Origin of the sequence: Rhodococcus sp. USK13, from assembly GCF_018343855.1 — a bacterium.
Taxonomy (GTDB): domain Bacteria; phylum Actinomycetota; class Actinomycetes; order Mycobacteriales; family Mycobacteriaceae; genus Rhodococcus_F; species Rhodococcus_F oxybenzonivorans.
In genome coordinates this window covers 6,264,038-6,287,844 of sequence record NZ_CP069242.1, presented here as the reverse complement: position 1 = coordinate 6,287,844, position 23,807 = coordinate 6,264,038, and the positions used below count along the sequence as shown (strand labels likewise).

Below are 23,807 nucleotides of genomic sequence, written 5' to 3'. Positions count from 1 at the left end.
ATGTGAGACACGCTGCTGTCGATTGAGGTGTGAGGCACCTGACTGGTCGTGGACTTGGTTCATGACCGGAACGGAAGCCGTCATGGAACTGCTACACGCCTTGCTGGTGGTCTCCCAGACCACCGGCGCCGACATGTTCGACGGGAACTTCGCCCGCTGGTGCGCCGACCACGGGATCTCCCGCGCCACCGCCTACCGGCACAAGAAACGGATCGAGGAGGACGGCCGGTGGACCGCCCGGTCCCGCCGGCCCTCTTCCTGCCCGCACGCCACCGCGTGGGAGGTGGAGGCCGAGATCGTGCGGCTTCGCCTGAACCTGCCCCATCACGAGCGCGGCGCCGACACCATCGCCTACCACCTGAACGCGGTCGCCGAGAAGCAACACTGGTCCGAGCAGGGCTGGACCATCCCGTCCCGGGCCACGATCAACAAGATCCTCTCCCGCTACCACCTGGTGATCCCCGAGCCGAAGAAACGCCCGAAATCGTCCTACCGCCGGTTCTGCTACCGCAAACCCCGCGACTGCTATCAGATCGACGCCACCGAACTCCGGTTGGCGACCGGGGCCAAGGCCACCGTCTTCGAGGTCCTCGACGACTGCACCCGCACCCTGGTCGCCACCCGGGTCGCGGACGCCGAGACCGCCGCCGGGGCGATCGCGGCGATCACCGCCGCGTTCACCGACTTCGGCGTCCCGGCACTGGTGCTCGCCGACAACGGCAGCGCGTTCACCTCCCGCCGCACCAGGGGCGGCACCTCGAGCTTCACCCGGGTCGTGGAGCGGGCCGGGGCCCGGCTGATCCACTCCACCCCGTACCACCCGCAGACCTGCGGGAAGGTCGAACGCCACCACCGCACCTTCAAGCAATGGTTGGCCACACACCCCACCCAACCGACCACTCTGATCGAACTGCAGCAGCTCTGCGACACCTACCAGCGGTTCTACAACACCGACCGCCCGCACAGTGCGGTCAAGATGCCGCCGCGGCAGGCCTGGCAGAACGCGCCGCTCCTCGGTGGGCCACAAGCACTTCCGATCCAACACGACGCCACCGTGCACGCCCTGATCGTCTCCTCCGCCGGCACCGTGTGCGTCGACTCCCACACCCGCCTGAGCGTCGGCCGGCGCAGAGCCGGGCAGACCATCACCCTGCTGCGCGACGACGACCACGTCACCGCCTACACCGCCGACGGCAACCTGATCGGACACCTACACCTCGACCACACCAAGCGCTACCAAGGACAACTTCAACCCGTCTAAAATCTGTCTCGCATCTACGTAGACACCCGTGTCTCACATCAACGTAGACAGCACATACAGCGGGCGGTTAAGAAGTACTCACAGGCGCTGGGCGCACAAGGAGGCCGAGGAAGGCTGCCCCGGCGAGCAGGATGACGAGTCCGCCGTAGAGGCGGGTGGTGTCGACCAATCCGACCTCGCCGACCAGGTAGCCGGCGAGGAGCGCCGGGACACTGTTGGCCAGGTAGGCGATCACGTAGATGGTCGACAGCAGGCCCGCCCGCTCGTGGGGCGCGGCCAGAGGCATCACGGTATGGATTGTGCCCTGGAAGCCGGCGCCGAAGCCGACCCCCGCGATGGCTGTTCCTGCCAGGACGATTGCTGCAGATGATGTTTCGGCGCCGACGAGTGTGACGGCGACACCGGCGATCAGGGCAGAGGTGCCGACGAGCAGCACTCGCCGCGCCGCCACGTTGCGTAGTACGAAGACGGCGATCGCCCCGGTTCCCGTCAGTGTCGCCACCATGATGGCGCCGATCAACGAGGTGTGGACGTCCAAGGCGCTGCGGGCGAGTGAGGGGCCGAGCGACAAGTAGAAACCGCCGAGTGCCCATACGGCGATCAGGCACGGCCCGGTGAGCAAGAGCATGCCGAGAGCGGGGGACGGTATCGCGAGCGTCGGGCGCATCGAGGCCAGTGCGCCCTGCTGCCGCACGGCCGTTTCCGGTGCTGCCCATATACCCAGGAGCTCGAGGACGAAGAGCGCGAGGAAGACGAGGAATACGGTGCTTGTCGGACGCGGAAGGTGCTCGCTGATCAGACTCGATCCGATGGCGCCGACCGCGAGACCCACCGTAGGCGCGATGCTGTTGACGGTGGAACCGCGGCCGGGTCTGCGCTCGAGGTCGATGAGGGTCGATCCGAGGGCGCTGATCGCGGCGCCGGTCGCAAAGCCTTGCACGACCCGGGCTGCCAGGAGAAGCCCGAGGCTCTCGGCTGAGGCGAACATGGCCATCGCGACCGCCTCGAAGGCCAGCGCGGTGACGAGGACGGGGCGTCGGCCGATGTAGTCCGAGAGAGAACCGACGGTGAGCAAGGCCAAGAGCAGACTTACGGCATAGATCCCGAAGACGAGGGTGGATTGCAGGGACGAGAAGCCCCAGTGGCTCTGGTAGAGCTCGTAGAGGGGCGTCGGCGCCGCTGACGCTCCGAGCAGGGTGGCGATGACCACGGCGACGAGCGTGAACGCAGCGGCGCGGCCGAGTGTGGGTCGCGACTTCGGTGGAGCATCGGGTGCGGCAAGGGTCGTCATGCGGTACTCCCAGCTTTAAAGCAAAGCGTTTGCTTTACGAACGTACGCCGCCGTTGTTCTTAATGCAAAGATTTCGCGTTAGTATGGGCTCATGAGCCCGGTCACAGGTCCACGCCCCGGTGGGCGCAGCGCCCGCATCCAGCAAGCGGTGCATGCGTCCACGCGCAAGCTGCTCGCCGAGCGCGAGCGAGCGGACATCACCGTCCCGATGATCGCGGCCGACGCCGGCGTCACCCCGTCCACCATCTACCGGCGCTGGGGCGACATCACCGAGGTATTCGCCGACGTGGCGATCGAGAGGCTGCGGCCCGAGACGCCCCCGCGGGAGACCGGCAGTGTGCGCGGTGACCTCGTGGCGTGGGCTCAGGAGTACCTGGAGGAGATGTCCTCGCCGGTGGGCCGGGCCGCGCTACGCGACATCGTGATGAGTGGTGACATGGGCCGCCCCGACAACGGCACCAACCAGTACAAGTGCGCGGCATTCTGCCGGAGTCAGATCAACGCCATTCTGGTACGGGACGCACAGTTTTCAGGGGCGCCGGGTGCCGTCGAGGGCGTGATCGACCACGTCGTCGCGCCGATCGTCTATCGCATACTGTTCGATCAGGATCCGCTCGCGGAGGACCGCATCGAGGCACTCGTCGATTCCGCCCTCGATGCGGTCGTTCACGCCTGACGCGCGCCTTTCCTGGAGACGTCAGTCCCGCAGCTGCTTCTCGAGCGCCTCGAGCACGGCGACATCCTCGATGGTGGAGGGCACGGTATAGGGCTCGTGGTCGGCGATCTGACGCATCGTCTTACGCAGTATCTTGCCCGAGCGCGTCTTCGGCAGGGCTCCCACGACGGTGACGTCCCGGAAGGTTGCGACCGCGCCGATCTGCTCGCGCACCATCGCAACCAATTCGGCGCGCAACGTTTCCGGGTCGATGTCGACACCGGCCTTGAGGACCACGTAGCCGCTGGGCCGCTGTCCCTTCAGCTCGTCGCGGATCCCGACCACCGCGCACTCGGCCACGGCCGGATGTCCCGCGACCACGGCTTCCATGCTGCCGGTCGACAGCCGATGGCCGGCCACGTTGATGACGTCGTCGCTGCGGCCGAGGACGAACACGTACCCGTCCTCGTCGATGTACCCGGAGTCGCCGGTGAGGTAGTAGCCGTCGAAGGTGGCGAGGTACGACTTCACGAACCGGTCCGGGTCGCGCCACAGCCCGGTGAGGGTTCCCGGTGGCAGGGGAAGTCCGATCACGATATTGCCTTCGGTGCCTGCCGGAACGACGTGACCCTCACCGTCGACCACCTCGACGCGATAACCCGGCACGGGCACGGTGGGGGAGCCGGCTTTGACGGGCATGGGTTCGAGCCCACGCAGATTGGCGCAGATGGCCCAGCCCGTTTCCGTCTGCCACCAGTGATCGACCACCGGGAGGTCGAGAACCCGGGTGGCCCACGCATAGGTGTCGGGGTCGAGGCGCTCGCCGGCGGCGAACAGCGTCTTCAACGACGAGATATCGTATTTGGCAATCTCTTTCGCTTCGGGGTCGGCCTTGCGGACTGCCCGGATCGCGGTCGGGGCCGTGAACAGTGCGGCTACCCTGTGGTCGGAGATCACCCGCCAGAACGCCCCGGCGTCGGGTGTGCCCACCGGTTTGCCCTCGTAGAGCACCGAGGTGGCACCGGCCAGCAAGGGGCCGTAGACGATGTACGAGTGACCGACCACCCAGCCCACGTCGGAGGCGGTCCACCACACATCACCCGGGCCGATGTCGTAGACGTTAGCCATCGACCAGGTCAGGGCCACCGCATGCCCGCCGTTGTCCCGGACCACGCCCTTCGGCTTGCCCGTGGTTCCGGACGTGTAGAGGATGTACAGCGGATCCGTGGCAGCGACGGGAACCGGCTGAGCGGGCGAGGCGTCGGCGGCGAGGGCGTCCCAGTCGAACCAGGAGGCTCCGTTGTTGCGGTAGTCGGCGGCCGATCCCGGTACCTGCTCGCGATTCTTGACGATCACCGTAAGCGGTGGAGTACTCGACAATTCGAGCGCCTTCGCCACCATCGGCAGGTATTCGACGGTGCGCCCCGGCTCGAGACCGCCCGATGCCGTGACCAGCACCACCGGTCCGGCGTCGTCGATCCGTGTCGCCAGCTCCTTGGCGGCGAAACCTCCGAACACCACCGAGTGGACGGCGCCGATGCGGGCGCAGGCGAGCATCGCGACGGCGGCCTCGGGAATCATCGGCATGTAGACGATCACCCGGTCGCCGGCCACCACACCCTGCCCGGCGAGGACGCCGGCGAACCGTGACACTTCGTCGAGCAGCTGTGCGTACGTGTATGTGCGGGAAGCCTCGGGTGCCATTGCCGAGTCGTAGATCAGGGCGTCCTGGTCACCTCGCCCGTCCCGCACGTGCCGGTCGAGAGCGTTGAAGCAGGTGTTCAGCCGCGCGTCCGGGAACCAGCGATACATCGGGGCGGACGAATCGTCGAGGGCGCGCGTCGGTTCTTCGACCCACTCGACTGCCGTTGCGGCCGCCAGCCAGAACTCCTCGGGACGTTCGACGCTCTCGCGGTAGACGTCTGCGTACGTACGTCCGGCGCTCGCTGTCGGGGAGCTCATCGATGTTCGTCCTCTCGCCGTTCACCTTGTGACCTGAAACACCCTATGCGATGGCGGGTGGACGTCGGTGGACGGCGCGGCGCGGGGTCAATCCATACCGCGCCAACCCACGACATCGGGGTCGTCGTCGGCTGGAGGTTCCGGATCCCGCGATTCTTCCGCGCGCGTGGGTGTGTTGCCGCGGATCATTCCTTCTGTCTCGTGCTTCATTTCGTCGTCCTGCCGAGGTCCGTGTTTGGCGCTCGCGCGTTCCATGTGCTCGTCCTTCCTCTCGGTCGGCGCCGGGTACCCGACGGGGCGAGAGGCAAAACGGTAGACCCGCCGGATCCGGCGCTAGATGCCGAGCGAGGACGCGATCATCGGCCAGGAGTTGTGCAGGTCGTCCTGCCAGTAGCCCCACGAGTGGGTGCCGGTGGGATGGAAGTCGAACGTGGCAGGGATTCCCAGTGAGTTCAGCCGGTCGGCCAGCCGGTAGGTGCACTGGTTGGTCCCCGCTTCGATGATTCCGCCCACGATCACCTGGTTGGCGAGGACGCCGACATCCCCGTTGACGTCCGGACCGTTCAGCGTGTCGTGGTGGCCGGGCAGTCCGGAACCGTTGCTGATGTAGAGGTCGATGCCCCGCAACTTTTCGGCGTTGACGACGGGGTCGTTGGCCACCCAGTCCGGATCGCCCGGGGGTCCCCACATGTTCTCGACGTCTCCGCCGCGGGCGCTGACCACGAAGGTAACGTAATCTCGGCCAGGCTGGGTGCTCGTCTCGGCACACCCGCTGTAGGAGCCGACCGCCCGATACACCGAGGGGGCGGACTGGGCGAGACTCAGCACCGAAGTGCCCGACATCGACAGTCCCGCAATGGCATTCTCACCGGTCGTTCCCAGTGTGGCGTCGACGATCGGGGGGAGTTCCTCGGTGAGGAAGGTGGTCCATTTGTTGACGCCGAGAGTGGGATCGGGCTTCTGCCAGTCGGTGTAATAACTGAACGCGCCGCCGACGGGGGTGACGACATTGACGTTCTTGTCGGCGAAGAAGCTGACCACGTCAGTCTTGGCCTTCCAGGTTGCCGAGTCCTGCCCGCCACCGGCACCGTTGAGTAGGTACAAGGTAGGGCGGGGCACGCTGGTGTCTGCGGGACGAATCACCTCGAGGAGAATCACTTTCTCCATCGCCGCCGAGTAGACGTACATGTTCAGTTGACGGCCGTCGATCTCCTCGATGCGGTCGAGAACAGATCCGTCCGCCGAGGCCGGCTTGTCGGTGGGAAGAGTTCGCCACTCGTTGGCCGACGCCACGGCCACCTGACCGAACAGACTCGACGAAGCGACGACGACGGCGACGAAGAGGAGCGCCCGACAGTGTCCGATCGCGCTCATGGCCGCTCCTCGTGCTCGACTGCAGTGCCCGACTACCGTTGGATCCTGATTCCCTCTCACGGTAACGGGGAAACATTCCTCTCGGCGGCCGAAACGGAAGACCCGATGTTCGCCGGCAACGGAAAGCTAGCCGTTCGGCAGGCCGAGGTTCCGGTAGCGGGCCAGCCGCGCCGCGAATCGCTCGGCGTCGGGCGCAGCGGTGAGCGTGCGCAGTTCACGGGAAATGGCCTCGCCGACCCGCTTCGAGAAGTCGACGGGTTCGTCGGCGGCGTCGGGTCGCTCCGGAATGATCGAGTCGATGACGCCGTCGCGCAGCAGGTCGAGGGAACGGATGCCCTGTGCGGCCGCCATCTCCGGGGCGTGCGTGGTGTCGCGGTGGACGATGGCACTGGCACCTTCCGGAGGCAGCGGCGCCAGCCAGCCGTTCTGTGCGGCGAGGACACGGTCCGCGGGAAGGAACGCCAGCGCCCCGCCGCCGGTGCCCTGCCCCAGCAGAACCGAGACGGTCGGAGTCTTCAGCGTCACCAGATCGGAGATGCAGCGCGCAATTTCCGGGGCCAGTCCGCGTTCCTCCGCCTCCTTCGACAGCGCCGCGCCGAGGGTGTCGATGACGAGGACCAGGGGTATCTGCAACTCCTCCGCGAGACGCATGCCCCGACGAGCCTCGCGCAGGGCGGCCGGTCCCATGGTGTTGAGCGCCGACTGTCCGGCGCGGTCCTGACCCAGGAGAACACAGGGGGCACCGCGGAACCGAGCCAGCGACAACAACACGGTGCCCTCGGTTTCCCCCTGCCCCGTTCCGCTGAGCGGTACCTGCTCCGTCGCCGCGTGCCGGAGGAGGTGACGGATACCGGGACGGTCGGCGCGCCGCGAGAGCATCACCGATTGCCAGGCAGGGACGTCGGGAATCTCGACGTCCGGGACCTCGACGGTGACCGTCGGTGTGGCAGGAGGGTCGATCAGCACGCGCAGGGCGCGATGTACCAGGAGCCGTAGCCGACTGGCGGGGACCACGCCGTCGATGACGCCGTTGCGGTACAGGTTTTCCGACGTCTGCACGCCGTCGGGGAACTTCTCGCCGTAGAGCGCCGCGTAGACGCGGGGACCGAGGAACCCGACCAGCGCACCGGGTTCGGCCACGGTGATGTGCCCGAGTGAACCCCAGGACGCGAAAACTCCGCCGGTGGTGGGATTGCGCAAATACACCAGATACGGCAGGTGCGCCGCCTTGTGGGTCGCCACGGCCGCGGCGATCTTGACCATCTGCACGAAGGCCACGGTGCCCTCCTGCATCCGCGTTCCCCCGGACGTGGGGGAGGCGAGCAGGGGCAGCCCCTCGCGGGTGGCCCGCTCGATGGCGCTGACGATGCGTTCGGCCGCCGCCACCCCGATCGAACCCGCGAGGAACGCGAACTCGCAGGCGATCACCGCTACCCGGCGACCACGAACCGTGCCGACTCCGGTGAGCACCGATTCGTCGACGCCCGACTTCTCGGTGGCCTTCATCAGGTCCGTTCCGTACTTGTCGTCGGGCCGCACGTCCACCGGGGTGGTGTCCCAGGAAACGTAACTGCCCTGATCCAACACTAATTCGAGGACGTCGTGGGCGGAGATCTTGGCGGCCATGGCCCTGAGAGTAGCGGTACGTCCACACGGAGCGATGCCTGCTACGGCGGGGTGACGGCAGTCCATTCGGGAGGAACAGCGCAAACAGCGCCGACACACCGTCGCCGGTGTCTAGAGTCGAAGACGTCGATGCAGGTTGGGCATGAGAACGACACCTTCCCCCGAGGGGAGCAGTCCCATGGATCTCCACACTGTCACGGACGTCGTTCGACGACCATCCGACAGGCCGGGGGAGGCGTGGCGTGACGGCGACGCCTGGCTTGCCGGGGGCACGTGGTTGTTCTCCGTCCCGCAGCCCGACGTCCGCCGCCTCGTCGACATCACCACCCTCGGCTGGGACGCGCTGGTGGCCGGTGACGCCGGCCTGGAGATCGGGGCCACGTGCACGATCCGGGAGCTGTATGCGCTGAAGCCGCCGGGCGACTGGCTCGCCGGCCCGTTGCTGGCCACGAGTTGCGAGGCGTTTCTGGCGTCGTTCAAGGTATGGAATTCGGCGACAGTCGGCGGCAACATCTGCATGTCACTGCCTGCCGGCCCGATGATCACGCTGACCGTCGCGCTGGAGGCGACGTACACGCTCTGGAATGCCGACGGATCCGAACGCACCGTCGATGCCGCCGACTTCGTGACGGGAGATCACCGGAACATCCTCGCGCCGGGTGACATCCTGCGGCGCATCGACATTCCGGTGAGTGCCTTGCGTAAGCGTCACACCCACCGTCGTTTCACCCTCACGCAGTTGGGTCGTTCCACGATCTTCCTGATCGCCACGCAGTCGCCCGGAACCGACGACATGCTACTCACCCTCACTGCGGGCACCACCCGTCCGGTTCGCCTGTCGTTCGACTCCATGCCCGATGCCGACGCGCTGCGCCGCAGCATCGACGACCTACCCGCAGACGTGTGGTTCGACGATCCGAACGGCACTCCCGACCACCGCCGTCACCTGGCGAAACACTTCGCCGAAGAGATTCGCAGTGAACTGGCACCGGGAGAACTGTCATGACGTACACCGTGAACGGCAAGACGTTCGACGAACAACCCGAGCCGGGCCAGTGCCTGCGCACCTTCGTGCGCGCACTGGGCCATCACGGTGTGAAGAAGGGGTGCGACGCGGGCGACTGCGGAGCGTGCACGGTATGGCTCGACGGCGTCCCTGTGCACAGCTGCATCACCCCTGCATTCCGGGCCGACGGCCACGAGGTGACCACCATCGAGGGGCTGGGCTCACCCGAAAACCTGCACCCGGTGCAGCGCTGCTTCCGCGATGCGCCGGGCTTCCAGTGCGGTTTCTGCACTGCCGGCATGATCATGACCTCGGCGACGTTCACGGAGGCGCAGAAGGCGGATCTGCCTCGCGCGCTGAAAGGTAACCTCTGCCGTTGCACCGGGTACCGGGCGATCGAAGACGCGATCAACGGTGTCACCGAAATTGAGGAAGCGCTGCCGGGCAAGGCCGTCGGCACCAGTGTGGGGGCGCCCGCAGCCACCGACGTGGTGACGGGCCGCGCCGAGTTCACCATGGACACCGAGATCGAGGGCATGCTGCAGCTGAAGGTGCTGCACTCCCCGCACGCCCATGCGCGCATCGTCTCCATCGACAAGACCGCGGCGCTCGCCGTTCCCGGGGTGCTGCGGGTGTACACGTGGCAGGACGTGCCCCGGAAGAGGTTCACGACGGCAATTCACACCGATCACCTCGTCGACCCCGACGACACCTACATTCTCGACGACACCGTGCGGTTCGCCGGGCAGCGGGTGGTCGCGGTACTCGCCGACACCGTCGCCGCCGCCGAGGAGGGATGCCGGAAGGTGGTGGTCGAGTACGACGAGCTGCCTGCGGTGTTCGACCCGGAGGAAGCGATGGCGGACGGGGCGCCTCGGCTGCACGGCTCGGACGACCCCTTCGTACGGGACCCCGACCACAACATCCTCCTCGAACTCCACGGGAACATCGGTGACCTCGAGGCGGGGCTGGCCGAGGCCGACGTGATCCACGAGGGCACGTACTTCTCCCCGCGCGTACAGCACGCGCATCTCGAGACGCACGGGTCGATCGCATGGATGGCGGACGGCCGGCTGCACGTGCGCACCAGCTCGCAGTCGCCGTCCATCGCCAAGGTCAAGCTGGCCCATCTCTTCGACCTGCGTCCCGATCAGCTGCGTGTGTTCTGCAAGCGTGTCGGCGGCGGTTTCGGTGGCAAGCAGGAGGTGATCACCGAGGATCTGGTGGCGCTCGCCGCCCTCGACACCGGGCGTCCGGTCTGCTTCGAGTACACCCGGGAGGAGGAGTTCACGACGGCATCGCCGCGGCACCCGATGACGTTGACGATCACCTTGGGAGCGCGGGCCGACGGAACGCTCACCGCGTTCGGGGTGCGCAACGTGTCGAACACGGGCGCGTACGGCAATCACGGGGGCGAGACCCTGTTCGCGGCCGGAGCCGCCATCTCGATGTACCGGTGCCGCAACAAGAAGTTCGACGCGTACTCCGTCTACACGAACACGGTGCCGAGTGGTGCGCTGCGCGGGTACGGCATGACTCAGCCGGCGTTCGCGGTGGAGTCCGCGATGCACGAACTCGCGATCGCCCTCGACATCGATCCGCTGGAACTGCGCAGACGCAACATCGTGCGCCCCGGGGATTCTCTCGTGGCTATCGACGACCGACCGGACGACGTCGCCTTCACCGAGGACGGCCTCGGCCAGTGCATCGACCTCGTCGACGCTGCCCTCTCGCGCAGTGCGGACGGGAAGGCGCTCGGTGACCACTGGCTGATCGGCACGGGTACCGCCAGTTCGGTGCACGAGACCGCCCCGCCCACGGAGCACATCTCGGAGGCGTGGCTGACCCTCGGCGACGACTGTGTCTACGAATTGGCAATCGGCACGGTCGAATTCGGGGAGGGAACGTCCACCGCGCACGTGCAGATCGCCGCCAACCAGCTCGGCACCACACCTGCGCGGGTGCGGCTCGTGCAGTCCGACACCGACCGAACCGGTTTCGACACAGGAGCGTTCGCGAGTGCGGGCCTGTTCGTCGCCGGCAACGCCGTGCTGCGGGCATCCGACGCCCTGCGCGACCGCATCCTGGCCTTCGCGGCCGCACACACCCGAGCCGATCTGTCCGAGTGCTCGATGGACGACGACGGCGTCGTCTGTGGTGGCGTCCGCGTTTCGCTCGGCGAACTCCTCGATGCGGCACACCGACGCGGCATCCGCTTCACCGCGGCGCGCAAGGCGTATGGCTCGCCGCGCAGCGTGGTGTCGAATACCCACGGCTTCCGTATCGCCGTTCACCGGATCACGGGCGAGGTCCGCATCCTCTACAGCGTTCATGCCACCGACGCCGGCGTCGTCATCAACCCGGCCCAGGTGCGCGGCCAGATCGAGGGCGGCGTGGCCCAGGGCGTCGGGTTCGCGCTGACCGAGAACTACCACGTCGACCACACCGGCACGATGATCAACCCGAGCCTGCGGAACTACCGCATCCCCACGTACGCCGACGTCCCGCGCACGGAGGTGTTGCTGGTCGACTCGACGGATTCTGTCGGCCCGATGCGGTCCAAAGGCATGGCGGAGTGCTGTATCAACCCGGTGGCGCCCGCTTTGGCCAATGCCCTGCACAACGCGACCGGTGTGCGCTACCGGGAGTTGCCACTGACACCCGAGCGCATCTACCGACGGCTCGGGGAGTCGACGAGCGTTGTGACGGCGCAGGGGTAGGGCGGAGGCGATGCGCGCGGAACGGATCGACAGCGGCGCCGCGACGGTGATCATCGGCCAGAAGGTCCGCGCCGGTTGCGAGCAGGCCTTCGAGACGTGGCAGGAGGACATGAATGCCGCCGCCTCGGATTACGCAGGGTTCCTGGGCGCCGAGATCACCGCACCGACCGACGTGCAACCCGACTGGGTGGTGGTCTACCGCTTCGATTCCATCGCTCACGTGCAGGCCTGGATCAACAGCGCCACCCGGCAGGAGCACCTCGACGCGGGGCAGCGGTACGTCGACGGTCCCGCCACCCAGCAGGTCCTCGGCGGGGACACCCGACCCCCCGACCCGCTCGTCACCGTCGTCGTGTCACATCGCGTCGCGCCCGGCAACGTCCCCGCCTTCCTCGAATGGCAGGAGCGACTGCGCCTGGAAGAGAGCAGGTTCCAGGGCTTCCGGGGCAGCGAACTCTTCCGTCCCGTCGAGGGCGTGCAGGACGAGTGGACCGCGCTGTACCGCTACGACACCGCGGCGCACCTCGACACCTGGCTCACATCGAAGAAGCGGCAGGAGCTGCTGGCGGAGGGCGAAGAGTTCTCCGATTTCGAGTTACGCACCGTCGACAACTCCTTCGGCAGTTGGTTCGCGTTCGACGAGAACGGCAAGGAGGCCCCGCCGCCGTCGGAGACCAAAACCTCCATCGCTGTCTGGGTCGGCCTGTATCCCACCGTCGTGCTGCTCACACTTGCGCTGTCGCCGTTGCGGATGCCGCTGTGGCTCGGAATGCTCGTCGGCAATCTGTTGTCCAGCTTCACCATGAGTTTCCTGACGATGCCCCACTACGTGAACCCGCTCCTGGGGCGGTGGCTGCGGCCCCCGGCGGGTGCGTCGAAGGTGAAGACCAACGTCAGAGGGATCGCGCTCGTCGCAGCCGCCAATGTGTTCTGGGTGCTCGTCTTCTTTCTGGTGACCACCCAGTTCTGGACGCTGCCCTGACAGCAGCGCCCCCGACACCGTCAACGGAAGGATCGATGATGACTGCGAAAACCGTTCGAGGTACGAGCCTGACCGCCCTTGCCATGGCATCGGCACTGCTCCTGGGAGGTTGTGGCTCGGACAGCGCTGACGACTCCGGTTCGCAGACAAGTGCCACGGCAGCCGCCACCACGACGGATTCGGCAACCACGACTGGCGCCGGCACCTCGCCCAGCGGGACGGCGGCCTCGACGGCGGTGGGCAAGCAACAGGCCGAACAGATCGCTCTGGCGACGGTACCCGGAGGCACGGTCGTCTCGTCCGAAGAGGTGAAGCGGGACGGTAAGACCGTCTGGCACGTGCATATTCGCGATGGCAGGGGTTGGGACTACGACGTGAACGTCGATGCTGCCAACGGCACAGTCGTATCCGAGGACCAGGACCAGGACCGGGACAACGACGACACTGCGACGACACCCACCGTGCCGGCCGCACCACAGGCGGTCACCCAGCAGCAGGCGGAGCAGACGGCTCTGGCGACGGTGCCCGGGGGCACGGTGGCGTCGTCCGAGGAACAGCAGCGGGACGGTAAAACGGTGTGGCACGTGCATATTCGCGACGGCAGGGGCTGGGACTACGACGTGAACGTCGATGCCGCCACCGGCGTGGTGGTACCCGACAACTGACGGACGATCTACCGCCCACCGAGCGGCACCGGTCCGCTCGGGGCGGGTAGGGGAGGCAGAGCGCCCAGTGGGGACGGCGCCAGGGTGCCGGCCTGCGGGTCGGTCCTGCCGAGCCCGAACTTGCGGACCTCGGCGCCGCCCGGTCCGGCACCACTGACGAGGAGATCTGCGCCCGTGGTGGTGCTCGTGGTGGCCACCTGCACGCCGCTGCCCGGGAACGGCACGAAATCGGCGATCTGCGTGAAGGTGACGGGCCCCGAATGATGGTCGGGGCTTTCGAGATACATCGCCGGTTCGCCGTCGAGTCGTGAACCGCTCGACCAGACGCGAACCGTGCCGTCGCCGCCGAGCATGCCGGTGACGATGCTCTGCGCGCCGCCCTCGGCGCCCGCAACCCACCCGGTCGACAGGGAGACGCCACCGGTATAGCCCTCGTCGAAGGCCAGGAAGTCCGAGGTGGTCACAGGTCCGGCAGCGTGGCCGGCATGCTCGTCCGCCGATCCGTTCGCCTCGGCCGCGCCGGTCGGGGTGTACAGGTCGTAGCGAAATGCCTTGACGCGGGGTGCTTCACCCGGACCGGGCGCGGTGACGATGCTGTCGCGGCCCGAGACGGCGTCGACCATGCCGGTGGCAACTGTGACACCCGATGTCGATCCTGGGTACGGCGTGAAGCGCCCGAACAACCCGGGGGCCGTGCCCTTCTCGCCGGGAAGGCCGAAAATCTTTACCTCCGACTCGATTCCGGGACCGGAGCCGACGATGATGTTGTCGGCCAGGGCGTTGCCGTCGATGTCCGCGCCTGCGACGGTGACACCACCGCGGAATTCCGAATCGAAGGGCGCGAAACGGGTGAGCTCTGAGAGGAACCCGTCTGCTCCGTCGTAAGCCACCACCTCGGGTGCCACCCCCGCACCCGTGCCGGCCACGAGGTCGAGCACCATGTCGCCGTCGACGTCGGCTATGGCGACGGTCGGCGTTCCCTCGAACGAGGGAAAGGGCGTGGCGGTCGAGACGAGCCTGTCACCGTTGCCGTCGTAGACCTGCACGGACGCCGCCCTGCCCGGTGATCCGGGTACCGCGACCGCGTACGTCGACACCTCGGGGATCACGTTGACGGTGGCCATCAGTCCGTTGTCCTCGTGGTTGAGGCGATGGCAGTGGATGACGAAGGTGCCGATGTACTCGGTGAACTTCGTGCGCAGCGTCACCGAGGCCGGTACGAGCGGATTCTCGTTCGCGTCGGTCACCGGGGCCGGCACGTTGACGTTGTCCTCACCCCACATCTGCACCCCTGTCCTCGTTCCGGCGACCGGGTCCACGATCTCGGTGACCTGAAAGTCGTTGACGTGGATGTGCATCGGGTGTTCGTCGTTGTTGAGATTGGTGATCAGCCACTCCTCGACGGAGTTCAGCCGCGGCTGAATCAAGGGAATGTTGGGGAAGGTGTTGTCGTCGAACTCGTAGGTGAATGCCTTGGGGTCGCTGTTGCTGGCTTTCTCGTTGCCGAAACCGCCCGAGACGGTGAGGGTGCGTTTCACGTCGGGCGTCATCGCCGACGTGTCGACGAAAGACGTGTAGGCGTCGAGTTTCTGCCCGGGTTCGAACGGTGTGGTCCGTCCCTGGCCGTCGTCCGGGGTGGCCTGGATGAGCTTCTGCGTGGGAAAGGTGAAGAACCCGTCGGCGTAGCTGATGACCGACGGATCGACGGTGACGGTGCCCAGAACGGCGGGCGGGTTCTCGGTGCCGTCGTTCGTGTACAGCACACCGGGATTGCTGACCGGCTGTGCGTTCTCCAAGGGCGGCATGTCCAGCACCAGGTCGCCGGTCTGCGGCATCGTCACGGCAATCGCGTACCGCGACGCCGGCGGGATGACGAGCCGGGTCCCGTCACCGCCGACGGGCCTCTCGACTCGAGGGAAGGGATTTACCGTCCTGGCCGACTACCGCAAATTTCGGGTGATTGCCGGTGGCCGTCTCGGTGAGGCGCAGCGGCATGTAGGCGAAGTCGCTGATGTTCGCGAGCACCCAAATTTCGGTCTGTCCCGGTTTCAGCTTCAGTTCCGGCTGGAACTGGCCGTTCACCGTGTACTGCACATCGCGCTGATTGTCCGGCAGGGACGGATCCGCGGGGATGTTTGTCTCGTCGCTGCTGAAACTCTGCAGGTTGCCGGGAACGAACTGGTTCTGTCCCCGGTGGTTGGCGGGCGACAGCGGTCCGGCGTACCAGTTCGTGAAGTACTGGGCGCCCTCCGACGTCTCAGAGAAGTTCACCGGGGCCAGGGTCGGCGAGTAGGTGCCGTCGGCAAGCTGGTCGCCTTCGGGAGGCGTCAGCGTGCTCACATACTGCGGCCAGTTCGGGTCGTTCAGCTGATGCCCGCCGCCCTTGCGGTCGAACACGAAGTTGTACTGCAACGCCATGTCCCGGATCGGGATGTCGTTCTCGGTCACCAGCGGCAGGTTGCCGTCGGGACGCCCGATTTCGAGGAGTCCCGCGAGCCCGAGATATGTCTGCTGCGCCGTGACCGTGTGGCGGTGGCTGTGATACCAGTACAGGCCGTTCGGCATGTCCTTCGGCACCGCGTAGTCGTAGACGTTGCCTTTGCCCGCCGGGATGTCGAGTAGGACGTTGTCGGCGTTGCCGTCCGGACTGGCATGGAGTCCGTGGGTGTGGAGATTGAGCGGCGACGACGTCAGAGGCGGCGGGTAGATCGGTACGTCCCCACCTGCGGGTGTGAAGGCGGGATCGTAGAAGTCTTCGATCGTCAGGTTCTGCAGGTCGTTGTCGTAATGGATGATCAGGCGCTCACCCGGATCGACCCGCAGTGTCGGGGCCGGGTAGACGCCGTCGGCCTCCGCCGAACCGTCGGAGGCCGTGCCTCGGAGAACCTCGTACCCGAAGAGCAGAAAATTCGATACCGGCGCCCAGGCGGTGTCGAGGTCGACGGTGCCCTGGCGGGCCGAGAGCCGCACTTCGAGGACCCCGCCGTCGCTCGTCAGCTTCACCGGCTCCTGGTACGCGACGGGTGTGCCGTCCGGCCCGGAATTGCCACCACCCACGGTGGTCGTTTCGGATGCGCAGCCGGCGAACATCAGCGTGAGCGACGTGACCATCGTGACAGCGACCAGGACGACGGGTCTTCTGCGACGGACGACCATGACGTTCCCCGTTCCACGCCGCACGTGAGCAGCGCCGATCGACATATCGAACGCTACACGGCACGCACGGCCGCAATCAGGGGATTCGCGCCTTCACCCACTCGCGGCCCAGCGCCACTTTCCACGGCAGGGCCTCAGCCCCTGTCGCAGTCGCGTAGGTACTCCGCCAGCGGAGCGTGCCGTTGTATCCGCGACACTGCGATCCGGCGCGCCACCACCCACATCAACGCGGAGATGACGACGGCGAGGACGACGCACAGCGCGAAAGCGGCGGTGTCGATCCGGGTAGGCGCATCCGCGGGTCGCACTGAGCGCCACAGCGCGACTGGGGCGACGGCAACCGCCACCGACAACGCCGGGAACACGCCGTAGGGAAGTACCAGTAGGATCAACCACCGGACGACGACGGTGCGCCACCGGGCGCGTTGCTCCCACCGCCACCGCAGGGACCGCTGATGGTAGGGGAAGAACACCCCCACCAGACTCGACCCGGCCAGCGGACCGAACGGACACAACGCCACAGCGACGATCACCACGGCAGTGAACATCCAGTCCCGCTCCACGAAACCGACAACGATCGCGATGGTCGCGCAGAGCGGCGCGATCAGCATCCACAACGCCACCGCCTTGGCGCCGAGAATCCTGCGCAGCGCGGCGCGGTCGTCGAGCGAAGCGAGAACTTTCTCCCGGTCCGGTGCCAGCACGTTGGTCGCGGTGACATCGGCGTACATCCAGCCGGCCAAGGCCAAGGCGAAACCCGACGGCCCGGTCCACTCGAACAACCAGTTCCGCGGCAGCAGGAACCAGGCCCCGATCATCAGGACGGCGTTGAACGCGACGGTCGTAAGGGTGTCTGCGGGGTTGCGCCAGATTCTGATCCACTCCGCGTGAAGAGCGGCCACGACGTTCAGGGTAGAGCGCACGCCGTCGGACGTAGGTCTGTTTCCCGTGCGTCGAGCGGTGGACGAAACCAACCGCAGTGAAGCGGAGTTCGGAGTACCGGGTACCGGCGCTCGAATATGGTTCTATTGATCTCGCACGTAGCCTGGTTTTCGTCGCGATGCCGAGAGCACCTTTCGAAAACGGACCGAACTGACGCGGGAGAACAAGCATGAGCGCCGATAAACAGTCGACCATCATCTACACGCTGACCGACGAGGCGCCGTTGCTCGCGACCTACGCCTTCCTGCCGATCGTGCGCACCTTTGCCGAGGCCGCGGGCATCGAGGTCGAGTCCAGCGACATCTCGGTTCCGGCGCGCATCCTGGCCGAGTTTCCCGAGTGTCTGACCGAAGAGCAGCGTGTCCCGGACAACCTCGCCGAGCTGGGTCGTCTGACACAACTGCCCGAGACCAACATCATCAAGCTGCCCAACATCAGCGCGTCTGTGCCGCAGCTCCTGGCCGCCATCAAGGAGCTCCAGGGCAAGGGCTACCAGATTCCGGACTTCCCGGACCCCCCGAAGACCGACGAGGAACGTGAGATCCGGCAGCGCTACGGCAGGATCCTCGGCAGCGCGGTCAACCCGGTCCTGCGTGAAGGCAATTCCGATCGCCGCGCACCCAAGGCGGTGAAGGAGTACGTCCGCAAGCACCCGCACAGCATGGGTGAGTGGTCGATGGCCTCGCGGAGCCACGTCGCGCACATGCGGCACGGCGACTTTTATCACGGCGAGAAGTCGATGACGCTCGACCGGCCGCGCACGGTCAAGATGGAGCTGGTGACCAAGGGCGGCGAGACGATAGTTCTCAAGCCCGGGGTGGAACTGGGTGAGGGCGACATCATCGACAGCATGTTCATGAGCAAGAAGGCCTTGCTCGATTTCTACGAGGAGCAGATGGAGGATGCGCGCAAGACCGGCGTGATGTTCTCCCTCCACGTCAAAGCGACGATGATGAAGGTCTCGCACCCCATCGTCTTCGGTCACGCGGTGAAGACGTTCTACAAGGACGCCTTCGCCAAGCATCAGAAGCTGTTCGACGAACTGGGCGTCAACGTCAACAACGGCCTCGCCGACCTCTACGACAAGATCGAGAAGCTGCCCAGCACGCAGCGCGAGGAAATCAGTCGGGATCTGCACGATTGCCATGAGCACCGTCCCGAGTTGGCCATGGTCGACTCCGCCCGCGGCATCTCGAACTTCCATTCGCCGAGCGACGTGATCGTGGACGCCTCGATGCCCGCGATGATCCGCTCGGGTGGCAAAATGTACGGCGCCGACGGACGGCCCAAGGACGTCAAGGCAGTGATGCCGGAGTCCACGTTCGCGCGCATCTACCAGGAGATCATCAACTTCTGTAAGACCAACGGCGCGTTCGACCCGACGACGATGGGCACCGTCCCCAACGTCGGGCTCATGGCGCAGAAGGCCGAGGAGTACGGCTCGCACGACAAGACTTTCGAGATTCCGGAGGAGGGTGACGCCAATTTCGTCGATGTCGACACCGGTGAGGTGCTGCTGACCCAGCACGTCGAGGCGGGCGACATCTGGCGCATGTGCACCGTCAAGGACGCGCCTATCCGCGACTGGGTCATGCTTGCGGTCACCCGGGCACGCAACTCCGGCATGCCGGTCCTGTTCTGGCTCGACCCGTACCGTCCGCACGAGAACGAGCTGATCAAGAAGGTCGAGCTGTACCTGCAGGATCATGACACCGAGGGCCTCGACATCCAGATCATGTCGCAGGTGCGCTCGATGCGGTACACGCTGGAGCGGCTCATCCGCGGGATGGACACCATCGCCGCGACCGGCAACATCCTGCGCGACTATCTCACCGACCTCTTCCCGATCCTGGAACTCGGCACGAGCGCCAAGATGCTGTCGATCGTGCCGCTGATGGCCGGCGGCGGCTTGTACGAGACGGGCGCCGGCGGGTCGGCGCCCAAGCACGTCAAGCAGTTGGTGGAGGAGAACCACCTGCGCTGGGATTCGCTCGGGGAGTTTCTTGCCTTGGCCGTCAGCCTGGAGGACCTCGGGATCAAGACCGGCAACGATCGGGCCAAGATCCTGGCCACGACGCTCGACGCAGCCACCGGCCGGCTCCTGGACACGAACAAGAGCCCGTCGCGCAAGACCGGCGAGCTCGACAACCGGGGCAGCCAGTTCTACCTCGCGATGTATTGGGCGCAGGAACTCGCCGCGCAGACCGAGGACGAGGAACTGGCACAGCACTTCGCCCCGCTTGCCGAGGCGCTGGCCGAAAACGAGGACACCATCGTGCGGGAACTCATCGAGGTTCAGGGCGAAGCGGTCGACATCGGCGGCTACTACAAGCCGGACAGCGACAAGACGGTCGCCGTGATGCGCCCGAGCAAGACCCTGAACACCACGCTGGCGGGCGTCCAACGCTGAGCCCGAACGCCCGGGCGGTACTTTCGGTTCAGGTCCGCTCTGCCACCGGTGGTGTGACCGCCAGGTCGTCGAGCAGCCCCAAGAATGCCCGGGCTCGGGGGAGGTCAGCGGTGACCGCCGCGACAGTGGGCCAGTCGACCTGCTCGCGTAGTGCGCGGGCCACCGGCAGCATCGGCACGAAGTTCCACCGATGAGCATCGAGATGACGAAGTTTGTCGATCATCAGATCTGTTGCGCTGAGGACCGGTGCGCAGATCTGCGCGATTCGCATCGTCTCGGCCCGTTCGAGGAGTCCGTGTCCGGTCCCGGTGGTACGGGACGGATACAGCAGGGTGATCCGGTGATCGCCGTCGACCAGCAGGCGTGACCCGAGCCGGGGGGAAACGAGGGGCCGCATCCCGCCCGTCGCCAGCGCAGCCCTTGCCCCGGCCAGGTGGGTGTCCGAGGCGATGATGGTCACCGGGTGCTCGGCCGGCGGTCCGCCGCGGGCGTACACCGCGCAGTCCCCGCCCACCGCGAACGGCACGTCGGCGGCCGAGAGCAGGGACACCACCCGCCCCAGCGTTCGCATCAGCTGGACTTCGCGGTTCGCAACCTTCCGAACGGTGGGGTGTTCCTTCGCCCACGGCACACGATGGCGCGACAGGTGTTCTGTGGTCATGACCCTGGATACCCGGCGCTCCGGACCTCAACCGTGCGACGGGTGTTCCCGGGAGATGCGCGACACTAGCGTCCCAGTGCCTCTTTCCACGACACGACCTTGCCGATACGCAGGATCGAGCGCTGGTAGATCTTGGCGGCCAGCACACTCAGCGCGGCAGTCACGGCGAGCATCAGTGCCACAGTTGCCACGACCTGCGTGGGTGATGCCACGCCGGCCGCGATCCGCAACGGCATCAGGATCGCGGAGAACGGCGGGATCCAGCTGAGTACGTTGCTCACTGTGCCGTCGGGGTCGCTCACCGAGGAGAACGCGCTGAAGAACATGATGACGATCAAGACCATCAGCGGTGACGCCGTGGCGTTGACGTCTTCCTGCCGGGACACCATGGAGCCTGCAGCGGCGTAGAGCACGGCGAAGAACGCGAAACCGAGGACGAACCAGCCGAGTGTGCCCACCAGGACCCCGAGTGCGGTACCGGTCACGGTGAGGGTGCCGGTGGCGAGGCCTGCGCCAACGCCGGCCACCCCGTACGCGGCCAGTTGCAGCAGACCGACGGCGCCGATACCGATGACCTTGCCCCACAACAACTGCAATGGCCGCAGGGTCGACAGCAGCAGTTCCACCACGCGGCTCGACTTCTCCTCGACGACGCCCATCGCGACGTACATCCCGAACATCATGATCTGCATGTAGAGCAGCACCACCACGGCAACCGACAATGCCACCCGCTGACCCTTCTCCGGGTCGGGCGGGTCCAGGGCGTCGACCGTCACCACGGCCTTGCCGGCTTCCTCCGCCAGTTGAGCGGGATCGACACCCTGCGCCGACAGTGCTTCGGCCTGTGCTCGTTGCATCACGGCGCCGTCGATCACGGCACGTAGGCCGGAGCCGATCTCCGATTCGGTGACCGCAGTGGCAGAGCCGTCGGCGCCCGGGATGAGGACCACGTCCAGATCACCGTTCTCGACGCGTTCGCGGCCGGCCTGTTCGCTGTCGATCGCCGACACCTCAACGGGGGTGCCCACAGCGTCCCCGGTCGCGACGAGCACCGGTGCGAGGGCCTGGTCGCCGACGACGCCGATCTTCGCCCGGTCGTCGCCGCCGCCCGAAAACAGCGAGTAGGCGACGATACCGCCGACGATCGCGAGGAGAATGATCACGTTGCTGATGACGAAACTCTTCTTGCCGACCTGTGTCAGAAACTCGCGGCGGGCTACCAAGCCGATGGCACGGACAGGACTCAGTGGGGCGCTCATGCCGTCACGACCTCTCGGAACATTTCGGTGAGGGACGGCCGGTGCAACGAGAATTCGTGCACCGGGCCGGTTTTCAACGCAGTGTGCAGTATCAGCTGATCGTCCACATGTGGTTCGAGCGACAGCAGGGTCCGGCCGTCGACGTGGCTGATCGTGGTCACGCCGTCGAGGTGGTGTGCCCACCCGACGGGAGCTTCCGGTGCATGGACGTCGAGTTGGACGTTGCCGGCGCCGCGTAACTCCTCGACGGTCCCGACCGCACGCATCTTCCCGGACGCGATGATGCCCACCCGGTGGCACAGGCGCTGCACCAGTTCGAGCTGATGGCTCGAAAAAATCACCGGCACACCGGTTCTCGATTTCTCCAGCAACACCTCGCTCATGACGTCCACGGCGACGGGATCTAGCCCGGAGAACGGCTCGTCGAGCACCAGGACCGCCGGATCGTGGACCAGCGCTGCCGCGAGCTGGACTCGTTGCTGATTACCCAGCGAGAGTGCATCCACGGTGTCACCGGTGCGGTCCGAGATGCCGAGGCGTTCGGTCCACCGGCCTACCGACTCGCGGGCGGCCGCGCGCGTGAGACCGTGCAGCTCCGCGAGATACGCGAGTTGCGCACCCACTTTCATCTTCGGGTACAGCCCGCGCTCCTCGGGCATGTAGCCGATGGTCCGTCGCACCTCGAGGTCCACGGGCTTGTTCCCGAGCCGCACCTCACCCGAGTCGGCGGACAGAACGCCGAGGGCGATACGCATCGTGGTGGTCTTTCCGGCGCCGTTGCTGCCGACGAATCCGAAGATCTCGCCGGGCCGCACGTCGAACGAGAGGTCGTCGAGTGCGACGACGTCACCGTACCGTTTGGAGATGCCGTCGATCGTGAGGGTGTGAGACATGGGTCCTTCCCATTTCGGAGGGCGAGAAGTTGTCATGGCGTCAGGTCTTCCGGTTCCGGATCGGGTTGTGTCCAGCCCAGAATCATGGCCGGGGTGCATCCGCCGACCATCAGCGCGGTGACCACGAGGAGACCTGCGGCGTACGGCACGTTGCTGTGATCGCCGTCCTGCGCGCCGACGAAGATCAGGTACAACCCGGGAACGAGCGTCAGCAGCTGGGTCACCGTGAGTCCGATCGACCGGGCGCTGTTCCGCTGCTGGATCTCCCACTCGTCGAGTGCATCACGGGGTGCGTCACCCTGCCGTCCGGAGACTATCTGCAACGTCGTCCACAGTGGGAAGAAGAAGAGGCAGGCGGGAAGCCACAGCAGTGGTCCCACCACCATGTCGAAGTGGCACACGATCCCCACTGCGACCATGAACACGAATGTGAGCGCAAGGAGCACGACGAGTAGCCGCCGGCGGCGCTGTGTCCGCCACCCCGGCAGCCACGTCCGATAACGTGCTTCGTTCTGCAAAAACCTTCGGGTGCGGAAACCCTGGTACCGCTCCAGCAGAGTCGTGTCAGGCAGAGTCGTGTCAGGCATCGGAACTCCTCTCGCTTCCTGTTTCGCGCGCCGGACGGGTGTTGCGGTACAACTCGGTGGACAGCGGACCGAATTCGGTCCGGGAGAAGATCGCCTCCACGGGTAGCTCGAACACCCACGCGATGCGGAAGGCGAGGTCCAGGCTGGGGTAGTGGTCGCCCCGTTCCAGCGCGCCGACGGTTTGCGGATTGACGTCGATGAGGCCCGCCAGCTGTGCCCGGCTCATCCCTCGCTCGGCGCGAAGAACTCCGATGCGGTTGTAGATGGGAAGAGACTCCCCCCGGCGAACTGGACTCACACAAAGAAGTGTTGTGAAAACCCAACGATTTGTCAATTGGGGGCAACGATCCGCGCGCC

At 66.4% G+C, this 23,807-nt stretch carries 18 protein-coding genes and 1 pseudogene; 7 read left to right on the top strand and 12 right to left on the bottom strand.

The features are described 5' to 3' along the window. The first annotated feature begins 61 nt into the window (after positions 1 to 61). Positions 62 to 1,261 carry a DDE-type integrase/transposase/recombinase gene (locus JQT59_RS31550; protein ID WP_249353984.1) on the top strand — a complete coding sequence of 400 codons (1,200 nt, stop codon included), beginning with the start codon at positions 62 to 64 and terminating at the stop codon, positions 1,259 to 1,261. A gap of 67 nt (positions 1,262 to 1,328) precedes the next feature. Here JQT59_RS31550 and JQT59_RS31545 read toward each other — a convergent pair whose 3' ends face one another. After that, the gene (locus JQT59_RS31545; RefSeq protein WP_213573357.1) at positions 1,329 to 2,552 is read right to left on the bottom strand and encodes an MFS transporter; all 1,224 of its coding nucleotides are present in this window, start codon (positions 2,550 to 2,552) and stop codon (positions 1,329 to 1,331) included. Positions 2,553 to 2,643: 91 nt separating this feature from the next. Here JQT59_RS31545 and JQT59_RS31540 point away from each other — a divergent pair, with 91 nt between their 5' ends. Beyond that, positions 2,644 to 3,228: a TetR/AcrR family transcriptional regulator gene (locus JQT59_RS31540; protein ID WP_213573356.1), complete on the top strand. Its 585-nt coding sequence runs from the start codon at positions 2,644 to 2,646 to the stop codon at positions 3,226 to 3,228. Between the two features lie 21 nt (positions 3,229 to 3,249). Here the strand turns inward: JQT59_RS31540 and JQT59_RS31535 are convergent, their stop codons facing one another. The 4 genes from JQT59_RS31535 to JQT59_RS31520 all read right to left on the bottom strand — a co-directional run bounded on the left by JQT59_RS31535 (position 3,250) and on the right by JQT59_RS31520 (position 8,169). Further along, entirely contained in the window at positions 3,250 to 5,169 is a 1,920-nt protein-coding gene (locus JQT59_RS31535) for a propionyl-CoA synthetase (protein ID WP_213573355.1), read from the bottom strand. Between the two features lie 87 nt (positions 5,170 to 5,256). Continuing rightward, the gene (locus JQT59_RS31530; RefSeq protein ID WP_213573354.1) at positions 5,257 to 5,424 is read right to left on the bottom strand and encodes a hypothetical protein; all 168 of its coding nucleotides are present in this window, start codon (positions 5,422 to 5,424) and stop codon (positions 5,257 to 5,259) included. A gap of 78 nt (positions 5,425 to 5,502) precedes the next feature. Next, positions 5,503 to 6,543, bottom strand: coding sequence for an alpha/beta hydrolase (locus JQT59_RS31525; protein WP_213573353.1), 1,041 nt, complete (start codon positions 6,541 to 6,543; stop codon positions 5,503 to 5,505). A gap of 126 nt (positions 6,544 to 6,669) precedes the next feature. Then, positions 6,670 to 8,169, bottom strand: coding sequence for an acetyl-coenzyme A carboxylase carboxyl transferase subunits beta/alpha (locus JQT59_RS31520; protein WP_213573352.1), 1,500 nt, complete (start codon positions 8,167 to 8,169; stop codon positions 6,670 to 6,672). Positions 8,170 to 8,347: 178 nt separating this feature from the next. On the opposite strand from JQT59_RS31520, the gene JQT59_RS31515 reads away from it, so the two are divergent. Genes JQT59_RS31515 through JQT59_RS31500 form a run of 4 tightly spaced genes read left to right on the top strand, consistent with a single transcriptional unit; the run spans position 8,348 to position 13,542 of the window. Further along, positions 8,348 to 9,175: an FAD binding domain-containing protein gene (locus tag JQT59_RS31515; RefSeq protein ID WP_213573351.1), complete on the top strand. Its 828-nt coding sequence runs from the start codon at positions 8,348 to 8,350 to the stop codon at positions 9,173 to 9,175. After that, a complete protein-coding gene (locus JQT59_RS31510; protein WP_213573350.1) occupies positions 9,172 to 11,895 on the top strand; it encodes a molybdopterin-dependent oxidoreductase in 2,724 nt (907 codons plus the stop codon). Before JQT59_RS31515 ends, JQT59_RS31510 begins: the two co-directional genes overlap by 4 nt. Before the next feature lie 10 nt (positions 11,896 to 11,905). Next, complete coding sequence (locus JQT59_RS31505) at positions 11,906 to 12,877, top strand: antibiotic biosynthesis monooxygenase (RefSeq protein WP_213573349.1); 972 nt, start codon at positions 11,906 to 11,908, stop codon at positions 12,875 to 12,877. A gap of 35 nt (positions 12,878 to 12,912) precedes the next feature. Next, positions 12,913 to 13,542 (top strand): PepSY domain-containing protein, encoded by a 630-nt coding sequence (locus JQT59_RS31500; RefSeq protein WP_249353982.1) that lies wholly within the window; start codon positions 12,913 to 12,915, stop codon positions 13,540 to 13,542. Between the two features lie 8 nt (positions 13,543 to 13,550). Here JQT59_RS31500 and JQT59_RS31495 read toward each other — a convergent pair. Beyond that, positions 13,551 to 16,698 (bottom strand): annotated as a pseudogene (locus JQT59_RS31495) (multicopper oxidase family protein). 134 nt (positions 16,699 to 16,832) lie between these two features. Beyond that, complete coding sequence (locus JQT59_RS31490; RefSeq protein WP_213573348.1) at positions 16,833 to 17,600, bottom strand: hypothetical protein; 768 nt, start codon at positions 17,598 to 17,600, stop codon at positions 16,833 to 16,835. Between the two features lie 209 nt (positions 17,601 to 17,809). Here JQT59_RS31490 and JQT59_RS31485 point away from each other — a divergent pair, with 209 nt between their 5' ends. Next, entirely contained in the window at positions 17,810 to 20,050 is a 2,241-nt protein-coding gene (locus JQT59_RS31485; RefSeq protein WP_213573347.1) for an NADP-dependent isocitrate dehydrogenase, read from the top strand. 28 nt (positions 20,051 to 20,078) lie between these two features. On the opposite strand, the gene JQT59_RS31480 is transcribed toward JQT59_RS31485, so the two are convergent. From JQT59_RS31480 to JQT59_RS31460, 5 genes are all read right to left on the bottom strand, one after another. Beyond that, the gene (locus tag JQT59_RS31480; RefSeq protein WP_213573346.1) at positions 20,079 to 20,711 is read right to left on the bottom strand and encodes a nucleotidyltransferase family protein; all 633 of its coding nucleotides are present in this window, start codon (positions 20,709 to 20,711) and stop codon (positions 20,079 to 20,081) included. A gap of 65 nt (positions 20,712 to 20,776) precedes the next feature. Continuing rightward, positions 20,777 to 21,970 (bottom strand): ABC transporter permease, encoded by a 1,194-nt coding sequence (locus tag JQT59_RS31475; RefSeq protein ID WP_213573345.1) that lies wholly within the window; start codon positions 21,968 to 21,970, stop codon positions 20,777 to 20,779. Then, the gene (locus tag JQT59_RS31470) at positions 21,967 to 22,863 is read right to left on the bottom strand and encodes an ABC transporter ATP-binding protein (RefSeq protein WP_213573344.1); all 897 of its coding nucleotides are present in this window, start codon (positions 22,861 to 22,863) and stop codon (positions 21,967 to 21,969) included. Before JQT59_RS31470 ends, JQT59_RS31475 begins: the two co-directional genes overlap by 4 nt. Positions 22,864 to 22,895: 32 nt before the next feature. Further along, a complete protein-coding gene (locus JQT59_RS31465) occupies positions 22,896 to 23,435 on the bottom strand; it encodes a hypothetical protein (RefSeq protein WP_213578259.1) in 540 nt (179 codons plus the stop codon). A gap of 7 nt (positions 23,436 to 23,442) precedes the next feature. Next, positions 23,443 to 23,748 carry a helix-turn-helix transcriptional regulator gene (locus JQT59_RS31460; RefSeq protein WP_109327481.1) on the bottom strand — a complete coding sequence of 102 codons (306 nt, stop codon included), beginning with the start codon at positions 23,746 to 23,748 and terminating at the stop codon, positions 23,443 to 23,445. Positions 23,749 to 23,807: the final 59 nt, after the last annotated feature.